This window comes from Mycolicibacterium sp. CBM1, from assembly GCF_054073305.1.
Genome location: NZ_JBSXPP010000021.1, coordinates 37,752 through 62,670, shown reverse-complemented (window position 1 = coordinate 62,670; position 24,919 = coordinate 37,752). Strand labels below are relative to the sequence as shown.

Sequence of the window (24,919 nt, the reverse complement as noted above, 5' to 3'; positions counted from 1 at the left end):
GTCAGGAAATGGAGAGCGCGATCCCGTCGAGAATGTCGTGCTCGCTGACCACAAGTTCCTCGATCCCGGCCCGCTGCCGCAACGCCTCGGCCAGCTCCTCGACGACGATCGATCCGCCACCGATGACATCGACGCGGCCCTCGTGCATCGGGCCCAAGGCAGCGCGCTGCTTGCGAGTCATGCCGATCAGCTGCTCGCACACCGGCAGCAGGTCGCCGAAGGCGACCCGCGACAGGTGGATGGCCTCGGAGTCGTAGGTGGTCATGTGCTGGGCCAGCGCGGCGATCGTGGTGAACGTTCCCGCGACACCGACCCACGTTTTGGCCTGCTCCACCGGCACCACCCGCAGCGCCTCGCCGAGCCGTTCGCGCACGACCTCGCGCGCCGCCGCGATCTCCGTCGCCGTCGGCGGATCGGAGTGCAGGCAACGCTCGGTCAGCCGGACACAGCCGATGTCGGCCGAGAAGCTGGCCCGCACGCCGCCGTGTTCACCCAGCACCACCTCCGTCGAACCGCCGCCCAGGTCGACCACGACGAAAGGCGCTGCGGCGGAATCGAGTTCGCCCACAGCCCCGTTGAACGATAGCTCGGCTTCCTCCGCGCCGCTGATCACCTCGGCGACCGCACCCGGGACCACCGGGCCCAGCACCTCGGCGGTCATCGCGAAGAACTCGTCGCGGTTGGACGCGTCGCGGGTCGCCGACGTCGCCACCATCCGCACCTCGACCACCCCGAAGCGCTCCAGCAGTGTGGCGTAGTCGGCCAGCGCCGCACGGGTGCGGGCCAGTGCCTCCTGGGCGAACTGCCCGGTGGCGTCGACACCCTGACCCAACCGCACGATGCGCATCTCGCGGTGCACGTCGTGCAGCTGTCGGCCGTTGGCACCGTGGGTCACGTCGGCGATCAGCAACCGGATCGAGTTGGTGCCGCAGTCGATGGCCGCCACCCGATTCGGCACCGGGTTCACCTCCGGGTTCATGTCCACTCCCCCTTGTCCAGAATCCCTGTCATCGCCGGCTCGCCGGCCAGGATCGCCAGCGCCTCGTCCCCGAAGGGATTGACCCCACGGCCCTTGGCCAGCGAATGCGCGATCAGCACGTGCAGGCACTTGACCCGGTCCGGCATACCGCCGCCGGAGAAGTTCGTGCCCAGCGGTTCGAGCGCATCCCGCTCGGCCAGATAGGACTCGTGGGCCCGCCGGTAGGCGTCGGCGAGCCCCGAATCCTGCTGCAGCCGTTCACCCATCTCGCGCATCAGCCCGTCGGACTCCAGGCGGCTGGCCGCCGCCGTCAACGCCGGGTGGGTGAGGTAGTACAGCGTCGGGAACGGGGTGCCGTCGGGCAGCCGCGGCGCGGTCTTCACAACGGCCGGTTCGCCGTTGGGGCAGCGATAGGCGATCTCGAGGACACCGCGCGGCTCGCGCCCGAGCTGCCGCGCCACGGCGTCGAGATCGGCGGGATCAACCACCGGGCGCCGCAGGTGGCACCGGAACCGGTTCCGGTGGTAGCGGCAGGGCGGGATTGGCCGGGTCCGGCGCCGGAGCGACGGGTGGCCCGTGCGGAGTGTCAGCGATCGTGTGCCACAGCGAGGTGTACCACGGGTCGTTGTTGCGCACCGCCTGCGCCTGCGGCTCGGTGTCGGGCACGGCGGCGGCTCCGGGCGGCAGCTGAACCTGATAGGGGATGTCACCGGGCATCACGAAGCCGAGTCGCTCGCGGGCCTGAGCCGCGATGTACACCGGGTCGGCCAGCTTGGCCTTTTGCGACTCCAGGTCTGAAATCTGCTGGCGTAGTGCGGATTCCGTCGCGGCCAACTGCTTCATCTCGGTGCGCTGCGCAAAGTAGGTGCGCACCGGGCCCGCGATGGTCAGGGTCAGCACACAGATCACCGCCGCCAGGATGGCCGCGCGCCGGGCGGTGAAACCGAGCCGTTGTTCACTGTGGTGCTCGACCGACGCCGCGATCGAGCGCCGGATGGGTTCGGCGACGCTGACCGGCTCGGCGACCGTGCGGGTCTCGGCCGGCCGCGGTTTGGTGACCGGCGCGGTTCGCAAGCGGTTGCGCCCCGACGCACCCGGCCGGGAGGCCGGGGTGCGCCGCTTGGGGTCGGGCCGCTTGCTTTCCGACACAGTCTGTTTCGATACCTGTTCGGCGCCTACTCGGCAACGACGAACCGCGGGAACGCCAGGTCGCCGGCGTAACGTGCGGCGTCGCCGAGCGCCTCCTCGATGCGCAGCAGCTGGTTGTACTTGGCCACCCGCTCGCTGCGGGCCGGCGCACCGGTCTTGATCTGGCCGCTGCCCACGGCCACGGCAAGATCGGCGATCGTGGTGTCCTCGGTCTCGCCACTGCGGTGGCTCATCATCGTTCGGTAGCCGCTGTTGTGGGCCAGCGACACGGCGTCGAGGGTCTCGGTGAGCGTGCCGATCTGGTTGACCTTCACCAGCAGCGCGTTGGCCGCCCCGCGCTCGATGCCTTCTTCGAGCCGCTCGGGGTTGGTGACGAACAGGTCGTCGCCGACGATCTGCACCCGGTCCCCGATCGCGGTGGTCAGGTCCACCCAGCCGTCCCAGTCGTCCTCGGAGAGCGGGTCTTCGATGGACACCAGGGCGTAGGCGTCGAGCAGGCCCGCGTAGAACTGCGTCATCTCTTCGGCGCTGCGGGTCTGCTTCTCGAAGCTGTAACCGGTGCCCTTTGTGTAGAACTCGGTGGCCGCCACGTCGAGCGCCAGCGCCACATCGGTGCCGAGTTTGAAGCCGGCGCTCTCGATGGCCGAGCTGATCAGATCCAGGGCCGCTTTGGTGCCGGCGACATCGGGGGCGAAGCCGCCCTCATCACCCAGCCCGGTGGCCAGACCCTGCTTCTTGAGCACCGCCTTCAGCGAGTGGTAAACCTCGGCACCCCAGCGCAGCGCCTCCTTGAAGCTCGGCGCACCGATCGGGGCGACCATGAACTCCTGGACGTCGACGCCGGTGTCGGCGTGCGCACCGCCGTTGAGGATGTTCATCATCGGCACCGGAAGGATGTGGGCGTTGGGCCCGCCCAGGTACCGGAACAGCGGCAGCGCGGCGCTGTCCGCGGCCGCCTTGGCCACCGCCAGGGACACGCCCAGGATCGCGTTGGCCCCCAGCCGGGACTTGTCGGGGGTGCCGTCGAGATCGAGCAGCGCCTGGTCGACCAGGCGCTGGTCGTCGGCGGACAGGCCGATCACGGCGGGGGCGATCTCGTCGAGAACCGCCTCGACGGCCTTCTCGACGCCCTTGCCGCCGTAGCGGGCGGCGCCGTCGCGCAGCTCCACCGCCTCGTGCTCGCCGGTCGAGGCGCCCGAGGGCACCGCGGCACGGGCAAAGGTGCCGTCGATCAGGGCCACCTCGACCTCGACGGTCGGATTGCCGCGGGAGTCGAGGATCTCGCGGGCTGCGACCTGCTCGATGATGGGCACTGGCTTCTCCTTGTGTCCTGGTGTCCTGGTGTCTGGCCGCTGGTGGGCGACGAACGTCCTCGCCGGGCAGTGGGCTCCGCGCCCGGCGACCGCTCATAGCCTAGATGGTCGGGGCGATGCAGCGCTGTTAGAGCGGGTGCCCTTCGGCGTATGCCGTGGCCCAGTCCCGGACGGTCCGGGCGTACTGGTCGGAATGGTTGTAGGCGTGCAGGGCGTTCATCCAGCCCCGGGGGGTGGCCAGGTCCTTGCCGCGGAAGCACAGGTAGCCCGCCGCCGACAAGGCGGCGTCGTCGAAATTGTCCGGACTGATGACGCCGTCGTTGTTGGCGTCGACACCGTAGAGCCGCCAGGTTTCGGGGATGAACTGCATGGGCCCCATGGCGCGGGCGTAGACCGGCTCGTCGCCGGCGAGCGTCTGCTCGTTGTCGATGATCTCGAGGTTTCCGTTGGTCCCGTCTAGGTGCACCCCACGGATCGGCGGACTGACGTCCCCGTTCGGCGCGATCATCGCATCCCGGTAGGTGCCGTGGTGGCTCTCCACCATGCCGATCCCGGCCAGCGTGGTCCACGCCAAATGGCAGTTGGGGTTCTCCACTTCGGCCACCCGAGCGGCGTAGGCGTAGGCCTCCAGCGCATAGATAGGAATGCCAAGCTGGGGTGCCCGCTGGGCTGCCCATTCGTGCAGCTGGTCGGCGGGTCGGCCCTTGGCGTGGGTGTCGACGGCCGGCACGGGGTCGCCCGGCGGGGGCGGAACCCCGTCGGGGATCGGGGTGCCCAGCTGCCAGGAACAGCTCGAGGCCAGCAGCATGGCGGTCGCCGCAATCACAACGACAGCGCGCAGCCAACGCGTTGACGACACAGAACTCCTAGAACCCCTCCCAGAACCCACTGACGTCTTGACATCGTCCCACGGGATCCGGGCCGTTAGTCCCTGCTGACGGTGTCCAACGACGGTAATCGAGTTACCTGGCATCTGTTAAGGTGAGCCGAACCTTGGTTTGGTAAGCCTTGCTTACCAGGACTTTCCCGAAGTGAGGACGTGCCGATGACCGACCTGGCGGACATCTCGATGGGTCTTGCGGGAGGCCTTCTCACCGGCACCCACACCACGCTCAGCGCCGCGGCTCCCAACGTCACCGCCCAGCTCTTCGGAAGCGGGCTGATCGGGCTGCGGGAAGGCCTCGAGGCCGGCATCGTCGTGATGGTTCTGATCGCCTTCCTGGTGAAATCCGATCGCCGCGACGCCCTGAAGTGGGTGTGGTTGGGGGTCGGGGCCGCCGTGCTGATGACGGTGATCGTCTTCCTGACCATCCAGTACGGCACCTACACCATCAAGGACCTGGCCGCCGAAGCGATCGCCGGGGTGGCGTCGCTGGTCGCCGTCACGATCGTCACCTCCATGGTGCTGTGGATGCGCAAGGCCTCCGCCGGGTTGTCCGGGGAGCTACGTGCCGGGATGTCCAAGGCGCTCGAGACCGGCGCGGCCGCGGTGTTCATGCTGGCGTTCCTCGCCGTCGGCCGCGAAGGGTTCGAGACTGCGCTGTTCATGGTCGGCTATGCCGAGGCCGAGACCGCCTGGCCGCTGCTCGGCCTGCTGGTCGGAGTGCTGCTGGCCGCCGCCATCGCCTGGGGCATGTACGCCGGCGCGGTGCGGATCGACCTCGCCAAGTTCTTCAAATACACCGGCGCGTTCCTGATCCTGGTCGCCGCGGGCATCCTGTCCTACGGCATCGGCGCCCTGCAGACCGTCGGCTGGCTGCCCGGACTGGGCTCGAAGGCGTTCGACGTCAGCGCCGGGTTCAACTGGTCGGCGTGGTACGGCGAGATCATCCAGGGGGTCTTCAACGTCACGCCGACCCCGACGGTGCTGCAGCTGATCTGCTGGCTGGCCTACCTGGCCATCGTGCTCTCCGTCTTCCTGCGCCCCACCCGCACCGCGCGCACGCCCACGCCCACGTCCACGCCCGCGCCGGCCACCGACTCTCGTCCCGACAACACCGACTCCCGTCCCGACAACACCGAGACCTCCGAGCACTCGGAGCGCTCCGCCCTCCCCGAAAGGTCAACCAAGTGACGCTCTTGCACGGCATCAACGCTCCTACCGCCGCTGTCGCGGCGCTGCTGGCCGGCGTCGCCCTGGCCGGATGCACGGCCAAGGAGACCAAGTCCGCCGACACGGGCAGCAAGGCCCCCACCGAGATCACCGTCGATGCCTCCGACACCGAGTGCAAACTGTCCGGGACGCAGGCCACGACCGGGCCGAGCACCTTCGTGATCAGCAACAACGGCACGAAGGTGACAGAGTTCTACGTCTACGGCGAAGGCGAGCGGGTGATGGGTGAGGTGGAGAACATCTCACCGGGGCTGCAGCGCAAACTCATCGTCCAGCTTGCCGAACCGGGCACCTACCAGACCGCCTGCAAGCCAGGGATGATCGGGGACGGTATCCGCGGCGACTTCACCGTGACCGGCAACTCGGTTCCGGTGGACACCGAGGGCAAGTTCAAAGAAGCCGCTGACAGCTACAAGCGCTACGTAAACAGCCAGACCGATGCGCTGGTCCCGGCAACCGAGGCGTTCGTTGCTGCGATCAAGGCCGGCGACGTCGCCAAGGCCAAGTCGCTGTACCCAACCACGCGGACCTACTACGAGCGCATCGAACCGGTCGCCGAGTCCTTCCCCAACGATCTGGACCCCCGCATCGACCTGCGGGAGGCCGACCTGGAGCCCGGCCAGAAGTGGACCGGCTTCCACCGCCTGGAGAAAGACCTGTGGGTGAGCGGCTTGCAGCCCGACACCAACGCCGTCGCCGACCAGCTGGTGGCCGACGTCAAGGAACTCAACGACGGCGTCAAGGCGCCCGGCTGGACCATCGACTCGACCCAGATCGCCGGTGGCGCGCAGGGCCTGCTCGACGAGGTCGCCGCCAGCAAGATCAGCGGTGAAGAAGACATCTTCAGCCACACCGACCTCTGGGACTTCCAGGCCAACGTCGACGGTTCGCAGACCGCGGTGGCCTCCGTACGGCCGATTCTCGACGAGCGCAACGCCGATCTGGGCAAGCGTGTCGACAAGGGCTTCGCCGATGTCGAAACGCTGCTGGCCAAGTACCGCAACGGCGACGGCTTCGTGCTCTACGACACCGTCACCGAACCGCAGCGCCAAGAGTTGTCCCGCGCCATCGACGCGCTGGGCAAGGAGGTAAGCCAGGTGCAGGGTGTCATCGCTCCCCAGTAGCCCCGATACGGCAGCCGACATTCCAGAGCAGACACCGAAGTCCGGGCTCTCACGGCGCAAGCTGTTCGGCGCCGCCGGCGTCACCGCCGCAGTCGTCGGCGCGGCCGGCGCCGGGGCGCTGGCCGGGCGGGCCTCGGCCGCCGACCTCGCCACCGGCGGGCTGGACAAGCCGGTCCCGTTCCGCGGTGAACACCAGGCCGGCATCGTCACCCCGGCCCAGGACCGGATGCACTTCGCGACCTTCGACGTCACCACCGACTCCCGGGCCGACCTGGTCGCCATGCTCAAGGAATGGACCGGCATGGCCGAGCGGATGACCGCCGGCGAGGAGGCGGTCCACGACGGCGCCATCGGGCTCAATCCCTATGCGCCGCCGTCGGATACCGGTGAGGCGCTGGGGCTGCCGGCCTCGCAGCTGACGCTGACCATCGGTTTCGGCCCGTCGTTCTTCCGCAAGGACGGCAAGGACCGCTTCGGCATCGCGAGCCAGAAGCCGGCCCTGTTGGAGAACCTGCCGAAGTTCCCCAACGAGACGATGGACCCGGCACGCTGTGGCGGCGACATCGTGGTGCAGGCCTGCGCCAACGACCCGCAGGTCGCCGTGCACGCCATCCGCAACCTGGCCCGCGTCGGGTTCGGCACGGTGGCGGTTCGCTATTCCCAACTCGGCTTCGGCCGCACCTCGTCGACCACACGCGATCAGTCGACACCGCGAAACCTGTTCGGGTTCAAGGACGGAACCGCCAACATCAAGGCCGAGGACACCGACACCCTGCGCCAGCAGGTCTGGGTGGCCAAGGGCGACGGACCGGACTGGATGACCGGTGGCAGCTACATGGTCAGCCGCCGCATCCGGATGCGCATCGAAGCCTGGGACCGCACAACGCTTCTCGAGCAGGAGCGGGTGATCGGCAGGCAGAAGGGCAGCGGTGCACCCAACGGGCTCAAGCAGGAGTTCGAGGAGCTCAACTTCGACATCGTCGACGACAAGAACGAGCCGCTGATCGACCGCGACGCCCACGTGCGCCTGGCGTCGGCGCAGCACCTCGGCGGTATCCAGATCCTGCGCCGCGGCTACAACTTCACCGACGGCTCCGACGGCTTCGGGCACCTGGACGCCGGGCTCTTCTTCATCGCGTTCATGCGCAACCCGGCCACCCAGTTCATCCCGATGCAGATGGAGCTGGCGCGCCACGACGCGCTCAACGAGTACATCACCCACACCGGCAGTGCGATCTTCGCCGTGCCGCCGGGGCTGCGCGACGGCGACTACTGGGGTTCGACGCTGCTCGACTGAGCGTCGGGATTCGCGTCCTCGAGGGTGCCGTCCAGCTCGATGTCGAGGTCATCGGCCAGCGCGTCGACGTCGACCAACTCGTCGAGGTGTTCCAGGTCATCGTCGGTCACGACCTCGGGCACGTCCGGGATGTCGAGCAGCTCGTCGAGCGACATCGGCCAGTGCCGGCGCCACTCGTCGGCACTGACGGCACCCGGCGACGTCGCGGTGTCGAGTCCGGTGGGGGCGTCGCCGCGACTCGCCGCGATCGCGCGTTCGACCGCGCGCACGGTATCCATGAACTCCAGAACCGTTGTCCGTAAGTCATTTTCGGCGTCACAGTCGGCCGTCACCGTGACGGCTGTCATCGACGGCGGGATCAGGTCGGCCGGTAGCCCCGCGTTCTGGACACGGGCGATGACCTTCTGCGCCAACAACAGTGCGGGCGCGACCGTGGGGATGTCATCGACGCAGGACGCCCGCGCCGACTTCTCCAGGGCCTTGCGCTGTTCCCACTGGGCCAGCTGATCCTCCAGCGAAATGGACTCACCGGCCAGCACCGCGGGCACCCGGTTGCCCAGCTTGCGTACCAGCGCGTCGGCGACGTCGTCGATGGAAAATGCTTGCTCTGATGCCTCTTCGGCGATGCGCGCGTGGAACAGCACCTGCAACAGAACGTCGCCGAGTTCGTCGCGCAGCTCCTCGAGGTTGCCGCCGCGCACCGCGTCGAAGAGTTCGTAGGTCTCCTCCAACAGATACCGGCGCAGCGAATCGTGGGTCTGTTCGCTCTCCCACGGGCCGGCAGTGCGCAGCGTGTCCATCACGGCCACGGCGTCCACCAGACGTTCACCGCGCTGCGGCTGCGCCACCGCGATCAGTCGCTCCCCCGCGGCTAGCCGAGCGCGCACCTCGGGATGATCGCGATCCGAGGACAGCAGCACAGCGGCTTTCTCGCCGATGCGCGCAGGTCGGGCCGACGGCAGCGACCACGGCACCTTGACCGGCATCTCCTCGGTGTACTCCACGTCGCCGCCGAGTAGTTCGACCGCTTCGACCGGCACCAGGGACGGGCGGCGCGGATCGACCAGGATGACGGTCATCGCTACCCCTTCTGCGTGGCGGCCGGCGTGAAGGTCGTTATATCAAGCTCGCCCTGCGGGCGCCCGTCAAGCGCGAGAAGCAGATCGGCGACCATTTGCACCAACTCCAGGTCGCGGATGCGCGGGGCACCGATACCGCCCGACCGCGGAATGGGAACCTGGACCGTCGAGGTCGTCGCCCGGTAGTTCGCACCGGGATACACCCGCTTGAGGCGCAGCTGCGCCGAGTCGAGCAGCGTCAGAGGTGACAGCCGAAGCGTTGTCGGAGAACCGGTTCCGGTCGCGGCCAGCTCCGTCACGCCGTAGTGGCGGCACAGCTGCCGCAGCCGGGCCACGGCGACCAGGCGCTGGGCCGGCTCGGGCAGCGGCCCGTACCGGTCGGTGAGCTCTTCGATGACCGCGTTGACCGCGTCGTCGTCGGCGGCCGCGGCCAACCTGCGGTAGGCCTCCAGGCGCAGCCGGTCGCTGGCGATGTAGTCGGGCGGCAGGTGCGCGTCGACGGGCAGGTCGATCCGGACGTCCTTCGGTTCCTCGGCGGTCGTGACGGTCTGACCGTCGGCCGCGGCCCGGTAGGCCTCGACGGCCTCGCCCACCAGCCGCACATACAGGTCGAAGCCCACCCCGGCGACGTGACCGGACTGCTCGACCCCGAGCACATTGCCGGCACCGCGAATCTCCAAGTCCTTCAACGCAACTGCCATACCAGCGCCGAGTTCGTTGTTCTGCGCGATGGTGGCCAGCCGGTCGTAGGCGGTCTCGGTGAGCGGCATCTCCTTGGGGTAGAGAAAGTAGGCGTATCCGCGCTCGCGGCTGCGCCCGACCCGCCCACGCAGCTGATGCAGCTGGGACAGGCCGAAGGTGTCGGCCCGCTCCACGATCAGCGTGTTGGCATTCGAGATGTCCAGGCCGGTTTCCACGATCGTGGTGCACACCAGGATGTCGTAGTCGCGGTTCCAGAAGCCTTCGACGGTGCGCTCGAGTTGCTCCTCGGGCATCTGGCCGTGGGCGACCACCACCCGGGCCTCGGGGACCAGCTGGCGGATCCGGGCGGCGGCGGAGTCGATGCTGGCGACCCGGTTGTGGATGTAGAAGCCCTGCCCGTCGCGCAGCAACTCGCGGCGCAGCGCGGCGGCGACCTGCTTGTCGTCGTGCGGGCCGACATAGGTCAGCACCGGGTAGCGCTCCTCCGGCGGGGTCAGGATCGTCGACATCTCGCGGATGCCGGCCAGGCTCATCTCCAGGGTGCGCGGAATCGGGGTGGCGCTCATCGTCAGGACGTCGACGTGGCTACGCAGGGCCTTGATGTGCTCCTTGTGCTCGACGCCGAACCGCTGTTCCTCGTCGACGATCACCAGACCGAGGTCCTTCCAGCGGATCGCGGTCTGCAACAGCCGGTGAGTGCCGATCACGATGTCGACGCTGCCGTCGGCCATCCCCTCGACCACGGCCCGTGACTCGGCGGGGTCGGTGAACCGCGACAGGCCCTTGACGGTCACCGGGAAGCCGGTCATCCGCGCGGTGAAGGTCTGCAGGTGCTGGTCGGCCAGCAGCGTGGTGGGCACCAGCACGGCGACCTGCTTGCCGTCCTGCACCGCCTTGAACGCCGCCCGCACCGCGATCTCGGTCTTGCCGTAGCCGACGTCGCCGCAGATCACCCGGTCCATCGGCACCGGCTTCTCCATGTCGGCCTTGACCTCTTGGATGGCGGTGAGCTGGTCGATGGTCTCGGTGAACCCGAACGCGTCCTCCATCTCGGCCTGCCACGGCGTGTCCGGCCCGAACGCGTGCCCCGGGGCGGCCTGCCGCTTGGCGTAGAGCGCCACGAGCTCGCTGGCGATCTCGCGAACGGCCTTGCGCGCCTTGGTTTTCGTGTTGGTCCAGTCACTGCCGCCGAGGCGGCTCAGGCTGGGTTCCTGACCGCCGACGTAGCGGGACAGCTGGTCAAGAGAGTCCATTGGGACGAACAACTTGTCGGCGCCCTGGCCCCGCTTGCTCGACCCGTACTCCAACACCAGGTACTCGCGGCGCGCGCCACCCACGGTGCGCTCGACCATCTCCACGAACCGCCCGATGCCGTGCTGGTCGTGGACCACCAGATCACCGGCGCTCAGCGCCAGCGGGTCGACGGTGTTGCGGCGTTTGGCGGCCAGCCGCTTGCCCTCGGTGGCCGCGACCCGGTTGCCGGTCAGATCGGTCTCGGTGATGACGACCAGGTTGGCGCCCGGCACCACGATGCCGTCGTGCAGCGGACCCTTGAGCACACCCACCACACCGGTCTTCGGCGCCAGGCCGGGCTCCAGCATGGCCGCCGGGGTATCGCGCTCACCGAGCTGTTCGACGACGCGGTGCGCGGTGCCGGTACCGGGCGCAACCACCGCGGCGTAACCACCGGTCATGACGTGGGCGCGCAGCATCGCGAAGATCTCGTCGACATTGCCCTGCTGCCCCCGCGCGGACGGGGCGGCACGCACCTCGATCTCGACGGCGTTCTCGGCGGCCAGCTGGCTCAGCGTCCACCACGGCCTGTTGGCGGCCCGGGCCGCCTCCCGGACCTCGTCGAGGTCGCGGAATCCGGACCCGCCGAGTTGCTCGACGTCGATCGGGGCGTCACCGCCGATCGCGGCGACCGACCACGACGCCTCAAGGAATTCCCGCCCGGTTTTGATCAGGTCGGCCGCGCGGGTGCGCACCTTCTCGGGATCGCAGATCAGCAGCGGTGTGTCGGCCGGCAGGTGGTCGATCAGCAGCGCGAGCTCGTCGGGGCGCAGCACCGGCTGCAGCGCCTCCATCCCGTCGACCGGGATGCCCTCGGCGATCTTGACCAGCATCTCCCCGACGCTGCCGGTGATGTGGTTCTCGTCGGGGGGTCGCGTGGCGGTCAGCGTGGCGGCGCGGGCGCGGACCTCGTCGGTGAGCAGCAGCTCACGGCACGGCACCGCCACCACGGTGTCGACCTCGATCTCGGGGATCGAGCGCTGGTCGGCGACGGCGAACATCCGGATCTCGGTGATCTCGTCACCCCAGAACTCGACCCGGACGGGGTGCTCGGCGGTCGGCGGGAAGACGTCGAGAATGCCGCCGCGCACCGCGAACTCTCCGCGTTTGCCGACCATGTCGACGCGCGTGTAGGCCAGCTCCACCAGGCGGGCCACCAGCGCGTCGAAGGCGAGCTCCGCGCCGACGTGAAGTGTGACCGGCTCGATATCGGCCAGATCGGGGGCCATCGGCTGCAGCAGCGACCGTGCGGTGGTCACCACCACTCGCAACGGCGGGCCCAGGCGGGCGTCGTCGGGGTGGGCCAGGCGGTGCAGCACCATCAGCCGCGCACCGACGGTGTCCACCCCCGGCGAGAGCCGTTCGTGCGGCAGCGTCTCCCAGGACGGGAACATGGCCGCCGAGTCCCCGAAGACGCCCCGCAGTTCGGCGGTGAGGTCGTCGGCCTCGCGACCGGTCGCGGTCACCACGAGCAGCGGACCGCCACGGGCCAGGGCGCACGCGGCATACAGTTGCGCGCTGGCCGGCCCGACGACGGCGAGATTCGCAGGGCGCTCAGCGGCGCGCTGGGCGAGTTCGACGAAGGTCGGGGCGGTCAGCGCCAGGTCGACCAGCCCCGCGATCGGGGTCTGGACAGAATGGTGCCCCGGTACGGTCATGGTTACTCCATCCTATGCGTCGCCGCCGAAGACGTTGCGGCGGGCCGCGATTCGCCCTCCGCAAACGTCACACCACAGTGACGCGCGACACGCGGCGACACTGTGGTGCGATGCTCGGCGGGCGGTTACTCGCCCCCGAGCTGCGGGTCAGCCTCCAGATGGGTCAGCCCGTTCCACATCAGGTTGACCAGGTGGGCGGCTACCACTTCTTTGCGCGGCTCCCGGGTGTCCAGCCACCACTGCGCGGTCATCGAGACCGAGCCGACCAGCGCCTGGCCGTACAGCGGGGCCAGTTCGGGGTCCAGACCGCGGCGGGCGAAGTCGCCGGCCAGGATCGACGAGACCTGGCCGACGGCATCGTTGAGCAGGCTGGAGTAGGTCCCGGTGCTGATCGCCGCCGGGGAGTCGCGGATCAGGATGCGGAAACCGTCGGTGCGCTCCTCGACGTAGGTCAGCAGCGCCAGCGCGACCCGCTCGACCCGCACGCGGGACCGGTTGTTGGTCAGCGACGACGTGATGCCGTCGAGCAGCGCGGACATCTCGCGGTCGACGACCACCGCGTAGAGGCCCTCCTTGCCGCCGAAGTGCTCGTAGACCACCGGCTTGGAGACATTGGCGCGTTGGGCGATCTCCTCGATCGACGTTCCCTCGTAACCGCGCTCGGCGAACAGGGTGCGGGCGACGTCGATCAGCTGACGGCGGCGCTCGGTACCGGTCATCCGCGCGCGAGGGGCGCGCGGCTCCTTCTCCGGTGCTGCCACGTAGGAGAGCCTAAACCCCGGGTCGCTTCGCTCCCGCCCGCCGAGCCCAAACCCCGGGTCGCTTCGCTCCCGCCCGCCGAGCCCAAACCCCGGGTCGCTTCGCTCCCGCCCGCCGAGCCCAAACCCTTGCACTAGAGTCTCAGGCGGATATTTCGGCCAGTCCGTCGTGGTGTAATCGGCAGCACCTCTGATTTTGGTTCAGATAGTTCAGGTTCGAGTCCTGGCGACGGAGCTCTTGGAGACGCACGTGACCACACCGACCGAGACAGCCGTCCTCGTCATCGCGGCGGGAGCCGGCACCCGGATGCGCTCCGATACCCCCAAGGTCTTGCACACCCTCGGCGGGCGCAGCATGCTCGCACACGCCCTGCACGCCATCGCCACCGTCGCGCCACAACGCATCGTCGTCGTACTGGGTAAAGATCGGGAGCGCATCGAGCCCGTCGTCGGCGACCTCGCGGGGGAGTTGGGCCGGCCTATCGATGTCGCGATCCAGGATCAACAGCTGGGCACCGGCCACGCCGCCCTGTGCGGACTGTCCGGGCTGCCCGACGACTTCACCGGCACCGTCGTCGTGACCGCAGGCGACGTGCCCCTGCTCGATACCGCCACCCTGACCGAACTGATCGACAGCCACCGCGCCACCGGGTCGGCGGCCACCATCCTGACCACCACGGTGTCCCAACCCACCGGCTACGGCCGGATCCTGCGCACCCAGGACGGCCAGGTCATGGCCATCGTCGAAGAGGCCGACGCCACGGCGCAGCAGCGCGCGATCAGCGAGGTCAACGCCGGCGTCTATGCCTTCGACGTCGCCGCGCTGCGCTCGGCATTGGGCCGGCTGTCCAGCGACAACGCCCAGAACGAGCTGTACCTGACCGATGTCGTCGCGATCGTGCGACAAGACGGGCAGACGGTGCACGCCACCCACGTCGACGACGACGTTCTGGTCGCCGGCGTCAACGACCGGGTGCAACTCTCCGAGCTGGCCCGCGAGCTCAACCGCCGGGTGGTGGCTGCCCACCAGCGCAGCGGTGTCACCGTCGTGGACCCGATGACCACGTGGATCGACGTCGACGTCACCATCGGCCGCGACACCGTCGTGCGCCCCGGCACCCAGCTGCTCGGCGGCACCAGCATCGGGGCGCGCTGCGAAATCGGACCCGATACCACGCTGACCGACGTGACCGTCGGCGATGACGCCTGCGTGATCCGGACCCACGGCAGCAGTGCGACGGTCGGTGCCGGCGCGACCGTAGGTCCGTTCACCTACCTGCGACCCGGCACAGACCTGGGCGCACAAGCCAAGCTCGGGGCGTTCGTGGAGACCAAGAACGCCGTCATCGGCACCGGCACCAAGGTGCCGCACCTGACCTACGTCGGCGACGCCGACATCGGCGAATACAGCAACATCGGCGCCTCCAGCGTCTTCGTCAACTACGACGGCGAGAGCAAGAACCGCACCACCGTCGGCTCCCATGTGCGCACGGGGTCGGACACCATGTTCATCGCGCCGGTCACCGTCGGTGACGGCGCCTACACCGGGGCGGGCACCGTACTGCGCGAGGACGTGCCGCCCGGGGCGCTGGCCGTCTCGGCCGGACCCCAGCGCACCATCGAGGACTGGGTGGTGCGCAAGCGGCCGGGAAGCGCATCGGCGCAGGCAGCCATGCGGGCCAAGCAGGCCGCCGACGAGGACGCCGCAACCTGAGCGGACCGTGTTCGCGTCGCCAGTTGTTGCCTTTTTGGTAACCAGGGGACCTAGCACCGTACGATTGGCCCGTATCGATCCCCGACCGGCAAGGGCAGCACACAGTGGGCACGGACTGGACCGACAACCGCAAGAATCTGATGCTCTTCTCGGGGCGCGCGCACCCGGAGCTCGCTGAGCAGGTCGCCAAGGAGCTCGACGTTCAGGTCACGGCGCAGACCGCACGGGACTTCGCCAACGGCGAGATCTTCGTCCGCTTCGACGAATCGGTGCGCGGGTGCGATGCCTTCGTCCTGCAGTCCCATCCCGCCCCACTGAACAAGTGGCTGATGGAACAGCTGATCATGATCGACGCGCTCAAGCGCGGCAGCGCCAAGCGGATCACCGCGATCCTGCCGTTCTACCCCTACGCCCGCCAGGACAAGAAGCACCGCGGCCGCGAGCCGATCTCGGCGCGGTTGGTGGCCGACCTGTTCAAAACCGCAGGTGCAGACCGCATCGTGTCGGTTGATCTGCACACCGACCAGATCCAGGGCTTCTTCGACGGGCCGGTGGACCACATGCGTGCCCAGCCGCTGCTGACCGGCTACATCCGGGACAACTACAACTGCGAGAACGTCGTCGTCGTTTCGCCCGACTCCGGTCGGGTGCGGGTCGCCGAGAAATGGGCCGACGCCCTTGGCGGTACCCCCTTGGCGTTCATCCACAAGACCCGTGATCCGAAGGTGCCCAACCAGGTGGTGTCCAACCGCGTCGTCGGTGACGTGGCCGGCAAGACCTGCGTGCTGACCGACGACATGATCGACACCGGCGGGACGATCGCCGGCGCGGTCAAGCTGCTGCACAACGACGGCGCCAAGGACGTGATCATCGCCGCCACCCACGGGGTGCTGTCCGACCCCGCCCGTGAGCGGCTGGCCGATAGCGGAGCACGTGAGGTGATCGTCACCAACACGCTGCCGATCGACGAGTCCAAGCGGTTCCCGCAGCTGACGGTGTTGTCCATCGCTCCGCTGCTGGCCAGCACCATCCGCGCGGTTTTCGAAAATGGTTCGGTAACAGGCCTTTTCGACGGGGACGCGTAGGAGACTCGTTGTTCACCAACGCTGCCATCTATCACAACCCACGCTGCAGCACGTCCCGTAAGACCTTGGAATTGCTGCGCGACAACGGTTTCGAGCCGAAAGTTGTCGAATACCTCAAGACGCCGCCGTCGCGCGCGGAGATCGCCAAGCTTGTCGCGGACGCCGGTATCGACGTCCGCACAGCCGTGCGGAAGCGGGAATCTCTCTACGCCGACTTGAATCTCGCCGATGCGAGCGATGACGAGCTGCTCGACGCGATGGCGGCCAACCCGATCCTCATCGAGCGTCCCTTTGTGGTGACGGACAAGGGCACCCGGCTGGCCCGGCCGATCGACGCGGTGCACGACATTCTGTGAGAGCGCGGACGCTAGCCTTCGCCGTCGCGTTGACCACGACCGTCACGGGATGCGGGACGACGCCGCCGGATTACTCGTCTGTCTGGTCCACACCGGTGACCACGGCCGCGCCCACCACGTCGAGCACACCACAACCGATAGCCGAATATCTCTACGGCGTCGGCGTCACCGGTGAGCAGATCCCGCTGGACAAACTCACCGACATCACCGTGACCCTGCCGCGGCCGAAGGGCTGGACGAAGTACGCCAACTCGAACTTCTCCCCAGGCACCGAGGTGATCGCGAAGAACAACACCTATCCGACGGCTATGGTCATCGTGTTCAAGCTGAGCGGGAACTTCGACGTCGGCGAGGCACTCAAGCACGCGGCCGTCGACGCCGAGATGTCGCAGAACTTCACCAAGCTCAACGCCTCCGACGATGACTTCGACGGCTTCCCGTCCTCGATGATCGAGGGCAGCTACAACCTCAACGACAAGCGGCTGCACTCCTACAACCGGGTGGTCATCCCCGTCACCCGGGCGCCGGCCTTCCAGCGCTATCTGGTGCAGCTGACCGTCACCACGCTGGCCAACCAGGCCGCGGCCGATGCCGAAGACGTCGAGGCGATCATCGCTGGCTTCCATGTCGCACTGAAGTAGCCGGCCGGTGGCCGACAACCACGCCGGCCCTAGAGTGTTCGCCATGAGTTGGACCGCAGAGCAGCTGCCGTCATTCGCAGGTCGCACCACGATCGTGACCGGCGCCAACAGCGGGCTCGGCTTGGTTACGGCCCGCGAGCTGGCCCGGGTCGGCGCACACGTCATCCTGGCCTGCCGCAACACCGCCAAGGGCAACGAGGCCGCGGCCACCATGAGCGGTGACGTCGACGTCCGCGAACTCGACCTGCAGGACCTCGCCTCGATTCGCGAGTTCGCCGCCGGAATCGACACCGTCGACGTGCTGATCAACAACGCCGGCATCATGGCCGTCCCGTACGCATTGACCAAGGACGGCTTCGAAAGCCAGATCGGCACCAACCACCTGGGGCACTTCGCGCTGACCAACCTGCTGTTGCCCAAGATCACCGACCGCGTTGTGACGGTCGCGTCGTTCATGCACCTGTTGGGCAAGATCAGCCTCAAAGACCTCAACTGGAAGGCCCGGCCGTACTCGGCGTGGCTGGCCTACGGCCAGTCCAAACTGGCCAACCTGTTGTTCACCACCGAGCTGCAGAAGCGCCTCGTCGCCGCGGGTTCCCCCCTGAAGGCACACGCCGCCCACCCGGGGTACTCATCGACCAACCTGCAGGGCCACACCGGTAATCGGATGGGGACCCGGGCCTGGGACCTGGGCAACAGCGTGTTCGCCACCAGCGCCGACTTCGGCGCCCGCCAGACCCTGTATGCCGCATCGCAGGACCTGCCCGGCGACAGCTACATCGGCCCGCGCTTCGCCATGCGCGGCCCGACCGGCCCCACTCCACGCAGCCCGCTGGCCCGCAACAAGACCACCGCGCAGTCGCTGTGGCGGCTCTCCGAGCAGCTCACGGGCATCGAATTTCCGCTCTGAGCCGGTGATCGGCTACCCTGGGACCGCGTCACGGCGAGGGTGGTCTAGCCACCGTTATCGACGAGGCTTCCAGTGTTTGGTGCCTGCCTTCTCCGTGCGGATAACCCACGACAGGCAACTCAGGAGCACCGAATCATGGCCAAAGCCGCCACCACCAACAACCTCACCGCCGACGTGCGGGGCAAGACCGGTAAGGGTGCGTCCCGCCAGGCCCGCCGCGAGGGCAAGATTCCGGTGGTCCTGTACGGCCACGGTGCCGAGCCGCAGCACCTCGAGCTCAACGCGCGCGACTTCTCCGCCGTTCTGCGGCACTCCGGCACCAACGCCGTGCTGACCCTCGACATCGACGGCAAGGAGCAGCTCGCGCTGACCAAGGCGCTGTCGGTGCATCCGATCCGCCGCAGCATCCAGCACGCCGACCTGATCGTGGTGCGCCGCGGCGAGAAGGTGACTGTCGAGGTCAGCGTCACCGTCGAAGGTGAAGCCGCCTCCGGCACCCTGGTCACTCAGGACGCCTCCACCATCGAGATCGAGGCCGAGGCCCTGTCGATCCCCGAGACCCTGACCGTGTCGGTGGAGGGTGTCGAAGAGGGCACCCAGATCACCGCAGGCCAGATCGAGCTGCCCGCCGGCACCACCCTGATCAGCGATCCCGAGCTGCTGGTCGTCAACGTCGTTGCGGCGCCGTCGGCCGAAGAGCTGGAGGCCGAGGGCGGCGGCGAGTCGCTCGAGCAGCAGGCCGCCGAAGCCGCCGAGGCCGGGGGCGAGTCGGCCGGGGCAGAGTAAGCCCCGGCATGGCCGATCCCCTTCTGGTTGTCGGCCTTGGCAACCCCGGACCGCAATACGCCAAGACCCGGCACAATTTGGGCTTCATGGTGGCCGATCTGCTGGCGGGTCGCATGGGCGCACAGTTCAAGGTGCACAAGCGATCCGGCGCCGAAGTCGTGACCGGCCGGCTGGGACACCGCCCCGTCGTGCTGGCCAAGCCGCGCACGTTCATGAACGAGTCGGGCCGACAGGTCGGCCCGTTGGCGAAGTTCTATTCGGTGCCGCCCGCGGACGTCATCGTCATCCACGACGAGCTCGACATCGACTTCGGCCGGATCCGCCTCAAGCTCGGCGGCGGCGAAGGCGGGCACAACGGGTTGCGGTCGGTGGCCAATGCGCTGGGCACCAAGGACTTCCAGCGGGTGCGGATCGGCATCGGGCGCCCGCCCGGGCGCAAGGATCCCGCGGCATACGTGCTGGAGACCTTCAGCGCCGCCGAGCGCACCGAAGTCCCGGCGATCTGCGAGCAGGCCGCCGACGCCACCGAGATGCTGATCGAAGCCGGGCTGGAGACTGCCCAGAACCAGGTGCACGCCTGGTGAGGTCGGCGTAAAGATGAGCCACCCTAGCGTCAGGATTTCGTAGAGATCGCCCGGGTACGCACCCTGTGGGCCAGCACCACCGCGGGCTACCGCGGCGACGATGCCGGTCGACGACGTTCTCGACGGACTGACCGAGAATGCGGCGCCGGCACTCTCAGCTCGAACCAGCCAGAAGGCCAGCGCGATCAGGGCTGCCGCCTCGAACCCGGCGATCCCCGCGAACAGTACTGCCAGCCAACCCATTCCGATCACTGCGAGCCACCTGGCGGCGCGGGCGGTACCGCCGCGGCCACGGGCGATGGCCAGGATCGCCAGCGGCAGGGCGATGAAAGCGATCAGGGTCGCGACGCGGTGGACGGTGCCGGACGCACTGGGTCCAGTGACCCAATTGCGTTTGGGGAACGCCCCTACACCGAGCCGGCCGAACGCGACGGCCGAGTCCGCTGGCCGCCGAGTGTGGCGTCGAGAGCGAGCACCACGACCATCGCGACCGCTGGGCCGAGCACAGCTATCCAGCCGCGCACCCGGGCCATCGGCCCAGCCTACGCGCGGCCGCGGATCCCGGAGTCGACGATCTTGACCGGCTTGTGCGGGTAGCGCCGCTCGGCATGCTCTTTGGCCGCGGAATTCGGCAGCACATAGAGCGTTTCGACCTTGTCCTGCAGCGGGCGCAGCACCAGGTCCATGAAGCCCTTGCGGTCGTCGAGGTAGGGCTCGATGACGTCTTCACCTGCGGGACACACCGCCAGGCAGTAGGCCGCCTTGTAGTTCGCCTTGAACGACAGGCTCTGCCACATCGATGCGTTCTCGGAATCGCTTACCCGCGAGCGGAAGTCGTCGGCATCCTCGCTGTCGGCGATGGCCTGGGCCCAGTCGGTGAAGCCGCCCATGAACTCGCGGTAGTTGTGTACCGAACAGGCGATGAAGTCGAATTCGCCGTCCTTCTTGATCGCCCCCACCGGACAGGCCGCCACACACAGTTTGCATTCCAGGCACGGCGAATAGTCCAGCGGTGCACCGTAACTGCTAACCTCGGCGTCGACCAGGACGGTGGCCAGCAGGATGAAGTTGCCGAACCTGGGGTGGATGACGTTGCGGTGGATGCCCATCACGCCGAGGCCGGCGGCGACGGCCACCGGTTTGTGGGCGACCACCCAGATCCGTCCCGGGTAGCGGTCCATCTCCATCGGGAAGGTGGCCGACGGGTTGAGCGCGCGGTGACCGGCATCCTGCAGTGCGCGGGTGATCCGGTGCGCGGCCTCATTGATGATCTCGCCGGTGCGGTGGAATTCCTGGTTGGCCACACTGCGCGCGACCGAGCGCACGTTGTCGCGGTTCATCCGCACCACCAGGGAGATGAAGCTCTTGGCTCCCGGCAGCGCGGCCTCGACATGCTCACGCTCGGAGGCCAGCGCGGGGTTGCCGACGGTGGTGAACGCCACGTCGTCGGCGCCGGCGGCCAGGCAGATCTCCCGCAGCCAGTCGGCGTCGATCACCCGCGGCGGGGCCGCGCGCCGCCGGTTGTGCACGGCCTGCGCCGTCGGATGCTGGGCCAGACGCGGGGGCAGGGTCATAGCTGAGTATTGTACTCAATACTCAGCTAGCGCGGGTAGCGTCGATGCGATGAACACGCTCTCCACCCCCGCGGTCGCGACCGCCCTCGATCGGATGTACGCCGAGGCGAGCCGGCAGATGGCCGAACTTCAGCAAGGCGTCCCCAGACTGCAGGGGATCGAAACGGCAACCGCCCAGGAACGCGCCGACGCCCTGAGCGACTTCTATCTGCCGGTGACGCCGGAGTCCGGCCGGCTGCTCTACTCGCTGGTGCGCGCCGCACGACCGCAGCTGGTCGTCGAGTTCGGAATGTCGTTGGGCCTGTCGGCCATTCATCTGGCCAGCGCGGTACGCGACAACGGTGCCGGACGTGTCGTGACCACCGAACTGAGCGCCACCAAGGTCGTCGCCGCGAAGAACACCTTCGCCGAGGTCGGACTGGATGACGTGATTACCGTGTTGCAGGGCGACGCCCTGCAGACGCTGAACAGCCTGGACGGACCGGTGGACTTCGTCCTGCTCGACGGCTGGAAAGAGCTCTACATCCCGGTGCTGAAACTCCTCGAACCGAAGCTCAGCAGCGGGGCACTCGTCGTCGCCGACAACACCGGCATGCCCGACACCCAGCCCTACCTCGACTACGTGCGCGACCCGGCCAGCGGCTTCGTCAGCGTGGCGTTCCCCGTGCGTGACGGCAACGACGCGATGGAGATCAGCTGCCGGGCCTAGGCGACCAGCGCGAGTGGCCAGTTATGCCACAGATCTCGGCCATTTGTGTACATCAAGTGGCCACTCGGCGCGAGGGTGAACTAGGTGACCAGCGCGACCGAGTTCGCCCGGCGCAGCTTGCCCGACGGCGTCTTCGGGATGGTGCCCGGCCCCAGGACCACGACGTTGCGCGGGCGCACGTCGACCTCGGCGACCACCTCGTGAGCCACCTCGTGCTCGATGCGGCGCACCTCGGCGGGGTCCTGCCACGCGTTGGACTCGACCGCCACCGCGAAGCTCTCCCGGGAATGCCCGGCGTCCAGGCGCACGGCGACCGCGCAACCGGGACGCACGCCCTCGACGCGGCCGGCCGCGCGTTCGATGTCGGTCGGGTAGATGTTGCGCCCGGCCATGATGATGACGTCCTTGACGCGACCGCACACCACGACGTGGCCGTTGTCGGTCAGGTAGCCCAGGTCGCCGGTGTCATACCAGCCGTTCTCGTCCTGGGCCGGCACGAAGCCGCCCATGGTGATGTAGCCGGGGGTCAGCGATTCGCCCCGCAGTTCGATGATGCCGACGCCACGGGCCGGCAAGACGTTGCCGTCCTCGTCGACGATGCGAGCCTCGAGATCGGTCAGCAGCGGGCCCAGGGTGGCCAGCCGGCGGGTGTTGCCCTTGGTCGACGGTACGGCGCGGCGCAGCGCGGCCAGCAGGTCGGCGTCGACCTCGTCGACCACCAGTCCGGCACCGCACTCGGAGAACGACACCGCAAGGGTGGTCTCGGCCATGCCATAGGCCGGCAGGATCGCCTCGGGTTGCAGCCCGAACGGTCGCCCGGCGTCGAGTAGGTCCTCCACGTCGGCGGGCTCGACGGGCTCGGCGCCCGAGAGCGCGAACCGCAGCGAGGAAAGGTCGAACTCGCCCGGCTTGGCCTGCCGGCGCAACCGCTTGGCGAACAGCGCGTAGGCGAAGTTCGGCGCGGCGGTCATGGTGCCCTTGTACTTGTCGATGAGCTTGGCCCACAGCAAGGTGTCGCGCAGGAAGTCCATCGGGGTGACCTTGACCAGCTCGGCACCGAAGTACATCGGGATGGTCAGGAAGCCGACCATGCCCATGTCGTGGAAGCAGGGCAGCCAGCTGACCATGACGTCGGTGTCGATGTCGTACTTGGCGCCGATGAACATCGCCTCGGCGTTGGAGTGGATGTTGCGGTGGGTGATGACGACGGCCTTCGGCGAGCCCGTCGAACCGGACGTCAGCTGCATCAGCGCGACATCGTCTTCGGAGGTCTCGACCGGGTCGGTCGGCTCGGCGGCCAGCAGCGCCTCCACCGTGAGCACCTTTACGCCGCGCTCCTCGAGCACCGGAACGGCGACCAGGAACGGATCGGAGACGATGACGGCCTTGGCCTCGATCATGTCGATGACGTTGGCGGTGTCCTTGGCCCACTGCTCGAGGTCGGTGCGCGGCGTCGGCTGGTGCAGCATCGTGAGGCTGGCACCGCGCATCCACAGCGCCTGGGCGGTCGGGGCGATCTCCACCGGAGCACCGGCCAGCACGCCGACCGCGTCACCGAGACCGATACCGGCCTCGGCCAGGCCGCCGGCGATGCGGCGGGCACGTTCATGCACCTCGCGCCAGGTGTGCCGAACCGGCTCGTGCGGTTCACCGGTGACCATGCCCTTGCTGCTAGTCATGGCACTGTGGAACATCTTGTCCGTGAAACGGCTCACGACGACCTCCTCGGCATCCGGAGCTGGCTGGTCCGCGGCGTCGGGCACCAAAGCTGGCTGCTCAGCGACATCGGACTGGGCGTAACGGCCCGGAATTTCATGCTCCGCCTGCCGTAAGGCGCCGTACAGGAGGCACGCCAGAACGACTGGGGAGCGGTTCGGTCTCGAAATGGTGATGCTGTGGTGATACAGCTGGCGACAGCGACGGCGACCTCGACGTTGCAGCCGGGCCACCGCCCACCCCGAAACAGGGTGGGCGATTCGCACGTAGGCAGTGCCGGGCCGCTAGTCATCACCGTCGATCATCTTAAACTTCCCTTAAGTTACCGCCAAGTTTTCGCAGCGATTGAGAACCGCGTCACACCTGGCGGGTGGATGCCAGCGCCGATCAGCAGGGCACGATGCGGGCCCCGTGCACCGGGCCCGAGGCCACCCGCACCGTGCGACAGACATCCGCACCGGCCAGTTCGGTGCCCACGTCCACCGCCGCGGCCGCCGACTCGCACAGGAACGCGCACGTCGGCCCGGACCCCGACACGATCCCCGCCAGGGCACCCGCGTCGGTGCCCGCCCGCAGGGTGCGGCGCAACTCGGGACTGAGACTCAAGGCGGCGGGCTGCAGGTCGTTGCCGAGCAGCGGGGCGAGGTCGCGCGGGTTGCCGCCGGCCAGCGCGCTCAACAGTGGTTCGGGGTCGGCCAGCCGCGGCGGCGCCCCGTTCTCGCGCAGCCGGTCGATCTCGCGGTAGACCGCCGGCGTTGACAAACCCCCCTTGCCGAACGCCAGCACCCAATGAAATGTGCTGCGCGCCAACACTGTTGCCAGCTCCTCGCCGCGCCCGGTACCCAGCGCGGTGCCGCCATGCAAGGCGAACGGGACATCGCTGCCCAGCTGGGCGGCCAGCACATGCAGGTCGCGGCGGGGCACACCCAGTTCCCAGAGGTTGTTGATGGCGACCAGCACCGCCGCCGCATCGGCGCTGCCGCCGGCCATGCCCCCAGCCACCGGGATCGACTTCTCGATGGTGATGTCCACGTCCGGCGCCCGGCCGACATGCTCGGCCATCAGCTCGGCAGCCTGCCAGGCGATGTTGCGCTCGTCGGCGGGCAGTTCCTCGGCGCCCTCCCCAACCAGCCGCAGCGAGAGGACGTCGGCGTTGCGCACGGTGACCTCGTCGACCAGCGACACAGCGTGGAAGACGGTGGTGAGCTCGTGATAGCCGTCGTCGCGGCGGTCACCGACCTCCAGGTAGAGGTTTACCTTGCCGGGCACGCGCACCGTCACCGACCCGGTCGCGACCCATTCGGGGGCGGTGGAGCCGTTGGTCGGAGACACCGCACGAGGGTATCGCGCCCCGGGCGATTCTCTTCTCCGTCGTCGGC

Annotated in this window: 23 protein-coding genes and 1 tRNA gene; 12 read left to right on the top strand and 12 right to left on the bottom strand. The window is 68.4% G+C overall.

Annotation, left to right across the window (positions count from 1 at the left end; all coding sequences use genetic code 11):
* Position 1 precedes the first annotated feature (1 nt).
* The 5 genes from ACXDF8_RS23290 to ACXDF8_RS23270 all read right to left on the bottom strand — a co-directional run bounded on the left by ACXDF8_RS23290 (position 2) and on the right by ACXDF8_RS23270 (position 4,300).
* Positions 2–979, bottom strand: coding sequence for a Ppx/GppA phosphatase family protein (locus tag ACXDF8_RS23290; protein ID WP_457225639.1), 978 nt, complete (start codon positions 977–979; stop codon positions 2–4).
* The gene (locus ACXDF8_RS23285; protein WP_457225638.1) at positions 976–1,467 is read right to left on the bottom strand and encodes a DUF501 domain-containing protein; all 492 of its coding nucleotides are present in this window, start codon (positions 1,465–1,467) and stop codon (positions 976–978) included. The genes ACXDF8_RS23290 and ACXDF8_RS23285 overlap by 4 nt, the downstream gene beginning before the upstream one ends.
* A complete protein-coding gene (locus ACXDF8_RS23280; RefSeq protein WP_457225637.1) occupies positions 1,460–2,128 on the bottom strand; it encodes an FtsB family cell division protein in 669 nt (222 codons plus the stop codon). The genes ACXDF8_RS23285 and ACXDF8_RS23280 overlap by 8 nt, the downstream gene beginning before the upstream one ends.
* 26 nt (positions 2,129–2,154) lie before the next feature.
* The gene (eno, locus tag ACXDF8_RS23275; RefSeq protein ID WP_457225636.1) at positions 2,155–3,441 is read right to left on the bottom strand and encodes a phosphopyruvate hydratase; all 1,287 of its coding nucleotides are present in this window, start codon (positions 3,439–3,441) and stop codon (positions 2,155–2,157) included.
* 127 nt (positions 3,442–3,568) lie between these two features.
* Complete coding sequence (locus ACXDF8_RS23270) at positions 3,569–4,300, bottom strand: lytic transglycosylase domain-containing protein (protein ID WP_457225635.1); 732 nt, start codon at positions 4,298–4,300, stop codon at positions 3,569–3,571.
* A 210-nt stretch (positions 4,301–4,510) separates the two neighbouring features.
* On the opposite strand from ACXDF8_RS23270, the gene efeU reads away from it, so the two are divergent.
* Genes efeU through efeB form a run of 3 tightly spaced genes read left to right on the top strand, consistent with a single transcriptional unit; the run spans position 4,511 to position 7,975 of the window.
* Entirely contained in the window at positions 4,511–5,515 is a 1,005-nt protein-coding gene (gene efeU, locus ACXDF8_RS23265) for an iron uptake transporter permease EfeU (protein ID WP_457225669.1), read from the top strand.
* Positions 5,512–6,678 carry an iron uptake system protein EfeO gene (gene efeO, locus ACXDF8_RS23260; RefSeq protein ID WP_457225634.1) on the top strand — a complete coding sequence of 389 codons (1,167 nt, stop codon included), beginning with the start codon at positions 5,512–5,514 and terminating at the stop codon, positions 6,676–6,678. Before efeU ends, efeO begins: the two co-directional genes overlap by 4 nt.
* Positions 6,659–7,975: an iron uptake transporter deferrochelatase/peroxidase subunit gene (efeB, locus tag ACXDF8_RS23255; RefSeq protein ID WP_457225633.1), complete on the top strand. Its 1,317-nt coding sequence runs from the start codon at positions 6,659–6,661 to the stop codon at positions 7,973–7,975. Before efeO ends, efeB begins: the two co-directional genes overlap by 20 nt.
* Here the strand turns inward: efeB and ACXDF8_RS23250 are convergent.
* The 3 genes from ACXDF8_RS23250 to ACXDF8_RS23240 form a co-directional block, all read right to left on the bottom strand.
* Positions 7,948–9,054 (bottom strand): nucleoside triphosphate pyrophosphohydrolase, encoded by a 1,107-nt coding sequence (locus tag ACXDF8_RS23250; RefSeq protein WP_457225632.1) that lies wholly within the window; start codon positions 9,052–9,054, stop codon positions 7,948–7,950. The genes efeB and ACXDF8_RS23250 overlap by 28 nt on opposite strands.
* A gap of 2 nt (positions 9,055–9,056) precedes the next feature.
* Positions 9,057–12,707 carry a transcription-repair coupling factor gene (gene mfd / locus ACXDF8_RS23245; RefSeq protein ID WP_457225631.1) on the bottom strand — a complete coding sequence of 1,217 codons (3,651 nt, stop codon included), beginning with the start codon at positions 12,705–12,707 and terminating at the stop codon, positions 9,057–9,059.
* A gap of 125 nt (positions 12,708–12,832) precedes the next feature.
* On the bottom strand, positions 12,833–13,426 hold the full coding sequence (locus tag ACXDF8_RS23240; protein ID WP_457225668.1) for a TetR/AcrR family transcriptional regulator: 594 nt from the start codon (positions 13,424–13,426) through the stop codon (positions 12,833–12,835).
* A gap of 202 nt (positions 13,427–13,628) precedes the next feature.
* Between ACXDF8_RS23240 and ACXDF8_RS23235 the strand changes: the two genes are divergently transcribed.
* The 8 genes from ACXDF8_RS23235 (at position 13,629) to pth (ending at position 19,541) form a co-directional block, all read left to right on the top strand.
* Positions 13,629–13,700, top strand: a tRNA-Gln gene (locus tag ACXDF8_RS23235).
* A 15-nt stretch (positions 13,701–13,715) separates the two neighbouring features.
* Complete coding sequence (gene glmU, locus ACXDF8_RS23230) at positions 13,716–15,179, top strand: bifunctional UDP-N-acetylglucosamine diphosphorylase/glucosamine-1-phosphate N-acetyltransferase GlmU (RefSeq protein ID WP_457225630.1); 1,464 nt, start codon at positions 13,716–13,718, stop codon at positions 15,177–15,179.
* 104 nt (positions 15,180–15,283) lie between these two features.
* Positions 15,284–16,264 (top strand): ribose-phosphate diphosphokinase, encoded by a 981-nt coding sequence (locus ACXDF8_RS23225; RefSeq protein ID WP_457225629.1) that lies wholly within the window; start codon positions 15,284–15,286, stop codon positions 16,262–16,264.
* An 8-nt stretch (positions 16,265–16,272) separates the two neighbouring features.
* Complete coding sequence (gene arsC / locus ACXDF8_RS23220; RefSeq protein ID WP_457225628.1) at positions 16,273–16,620, top strand: arsenate reductase (glutaredoxin); 348 nt, start codon at positions 16,273–16,275, stop codon at positions 16,618–16,620.
* Positions 16,621–16,715: 95 nt separating this feature from the next.
* Complete coding sequence (locus ACXDF8_RS23215) at positions 16,716–17,261, top strand: LpqN/LpqT family lipoprotein (RefSeq protein WP_457225627.1); 546 nt, start codon at positions 16,716–16,718, stop codon at positions 17,259–17,261.
* A gap of 43 nt (positions 17,262–17,304) precedes the next feature.
* Positions 17,305–18,171 carry an oxidoreductase gene (locus ACXDF8_RS23210; RefSeq protein ID WP_457225626.1) on the top strand — a complete coding sequence of 289 codons (867 nt, stop codon included), beginning with the start codon at positions 17,305–17,307 and terminating at the stop codon, positions 18,169–18,171.
* Positions 18,172–18,306: 135 nt separating this feature from the next.
* A complete protein-coding gene (locus ACXDF8_RS23205) occupies positions 18,307–18,957 on the top strand; it encodes a 50S ribosomal protein L25/general stress protein Ctc (protein WP_457225625.1) in 651 nt (216 codons plus the stop codon).
* Positions 18,958–18,965: 8 nt separating this feature from the next.
* Positions 18,966–19,541 (top strand): aminoacyl-tRNA hydrolase, encoded by a 576-nt coding sequence (gene pth, locus ACXDF8_RS23200; protein ID WP_457225624.1) that lies wholly within the window; start codon positions 18,966–18,968, stop codon positions 19,539–19,541.
* 407 nt (positions 19,542–19,948) lie between these two features.
* Here pth and ACXDF8_RS23195 read toward each other — a convergent pair whose 3' ends face one another.
* Together ACXDF8_RS23195 and ACXDF8_RS23190 are read right to left on the bottom strand one after the other, a co-directional pair.
* The gene (locus ACXDF8_RS23195; RefSeq protein ID WP_457225623.1) at positions 19,949–20,074 is read right to left on the bottom strand and encodes a hypothetical protein; all 126 of its coding nucleotides are present in this window, start codon (positions 20,072–20,074) and stop codon (positions 19,949–19,951) included.
* Between the two features lie 9 nt (positions 20,075–20,083).
* The gene (locus ACXDF8_RS23190) at positions 20,084–21,115 is read right to left on the bottom strand and encodes an epoxyqueuosine reductase (RefSeq protein ID WP_457225622.1); all 1,032 of its coding nucleotides are present in this window, start codon (positions 21,113–21,115) and stop codon (positions 20,084–20,086) included.
* Positions 21,116–21,164: 49 nt separating this feature from the next.
* On the opposite strand from ACXDF8_RS23190, the gene ACXDF8_RS23185 reads away from it, so the two are divergent.
* Positions 21,165–21,824, top strand: coding sequence for an O-methyltransferase (locus tag ACXDF8_RS23185; RefSeq protein WP_457225621.1), 660 nt, complete (start codon positions 21,165–21,167; stop codon positions 21,822–21,824).
* An 80-nt stretch (positions 21,825–21,904) separates the two neighbouring features.
* On the opposite strand, the gene ACXDF8_RS23180 is transcribed toward ACXDF8_RS23185, so the two are convergent.
* Complete coding sequence (locus ACXDF8_RS23180) at positions 21,905–23,539, bottom strand: fatty acyl-AMP ligase (RefSeq protein ID WP_457225620.1); 1,635 nt, start codon at positions 23,537–23,539, stop codon at positions 21,905–21,907.
* Between the two features lie 388 nt (positions 23,540–23,927).
* Positions 23,928–24,872, bottom strand: a complete 945-nt coding sequence (locus ACXDF8_RS23175; RefSeq protein ID WP_457225619.1) for a 4-(cytidine 5'-diphospho)-2-C-methyl-D-erythritol kinase — start codon at positions 24,870–24,872, stop codon at positions 23,928–23,930.
* Positions 24,873–24,919: the final 47 nt, after the last annotated feature.

Coding starts and splice junctions, on each gene's coding strand:
- ACXDF8_RS23195 (WP_457225623.1), bottom strand. CDS start 20,074: ATGGCCCGGGTGCGCGGCTGGATAGCTGTGCTCGGCCCAGCGGTCGCG.
- ACXDF8_RS23190 (WP_457225622.1), bottom strand. CDS start 21,115: ATGACCCTGCCCCCGCGTCTGGCCCAGCATCCGACGGCGCAGGCCGTG.
- pth (WP_457225624.1), top strand. CDS start 18,966: ATGGCCGATCCCCTTCTGGTTGTCGGCCTTGGCAACCCCGGACCGCAA.
- ACXDF8_RS23250 (WP_457225632.1), bottom strand. CDS start 9,054: ATGACCGTCATCCTGGTCGATCCGCGCCGCCCGTCCCTGGTGCCGGTC.
- mfd (WP_457225631.1), bottom strand. CDS start 12,707: ATGACCGTACCGGGGCACCATTCTGTCCAGACCCCGATCGCGGGGCTG.
- ACXDF8_RS23185 (WP_457225621.1), top strand. CDS start 21,165: ATGAACACGCTCTCCACCCCCGCGGTCGCGACCGCCCTCGATCGGATG.
- ACXDF8_RS23240 (WP_457225668.1), bottom strand. CDS start 13,426: ATGACCGGTACCGAGCGCCGCCGTCAGCTGATCGACGTCGCCCGCACC.
- ACXDF8_RS23290 (WP_457225639.1), bottom strand. CDS start 979: ATGAACCCGGAGGTGAACCCGGTGCCGAATCGGGTGGCGGCCATCGAC.
- ACXDF8_RS23210 (WP_457225626.1), top strand. CDS start 17,305: ATGAGTTGGACCGCAGAGCAGCTGCCGTCATTCGCAGGTCGCACCACG.
- ACXDF8_RS23205 (WP_457225625.1), top strand. CDS start 18,307: ATGGCCAAAGCCGCCACCACCAACAACCTCACCGCCGACGTGCGGGGC.
- efeU (WP_457225669.1), top strand. CDS start 4,511: ATGGGTCTTGCGGGAGGCCTTCTCACCGGCACCCACACCACGCTCAGC.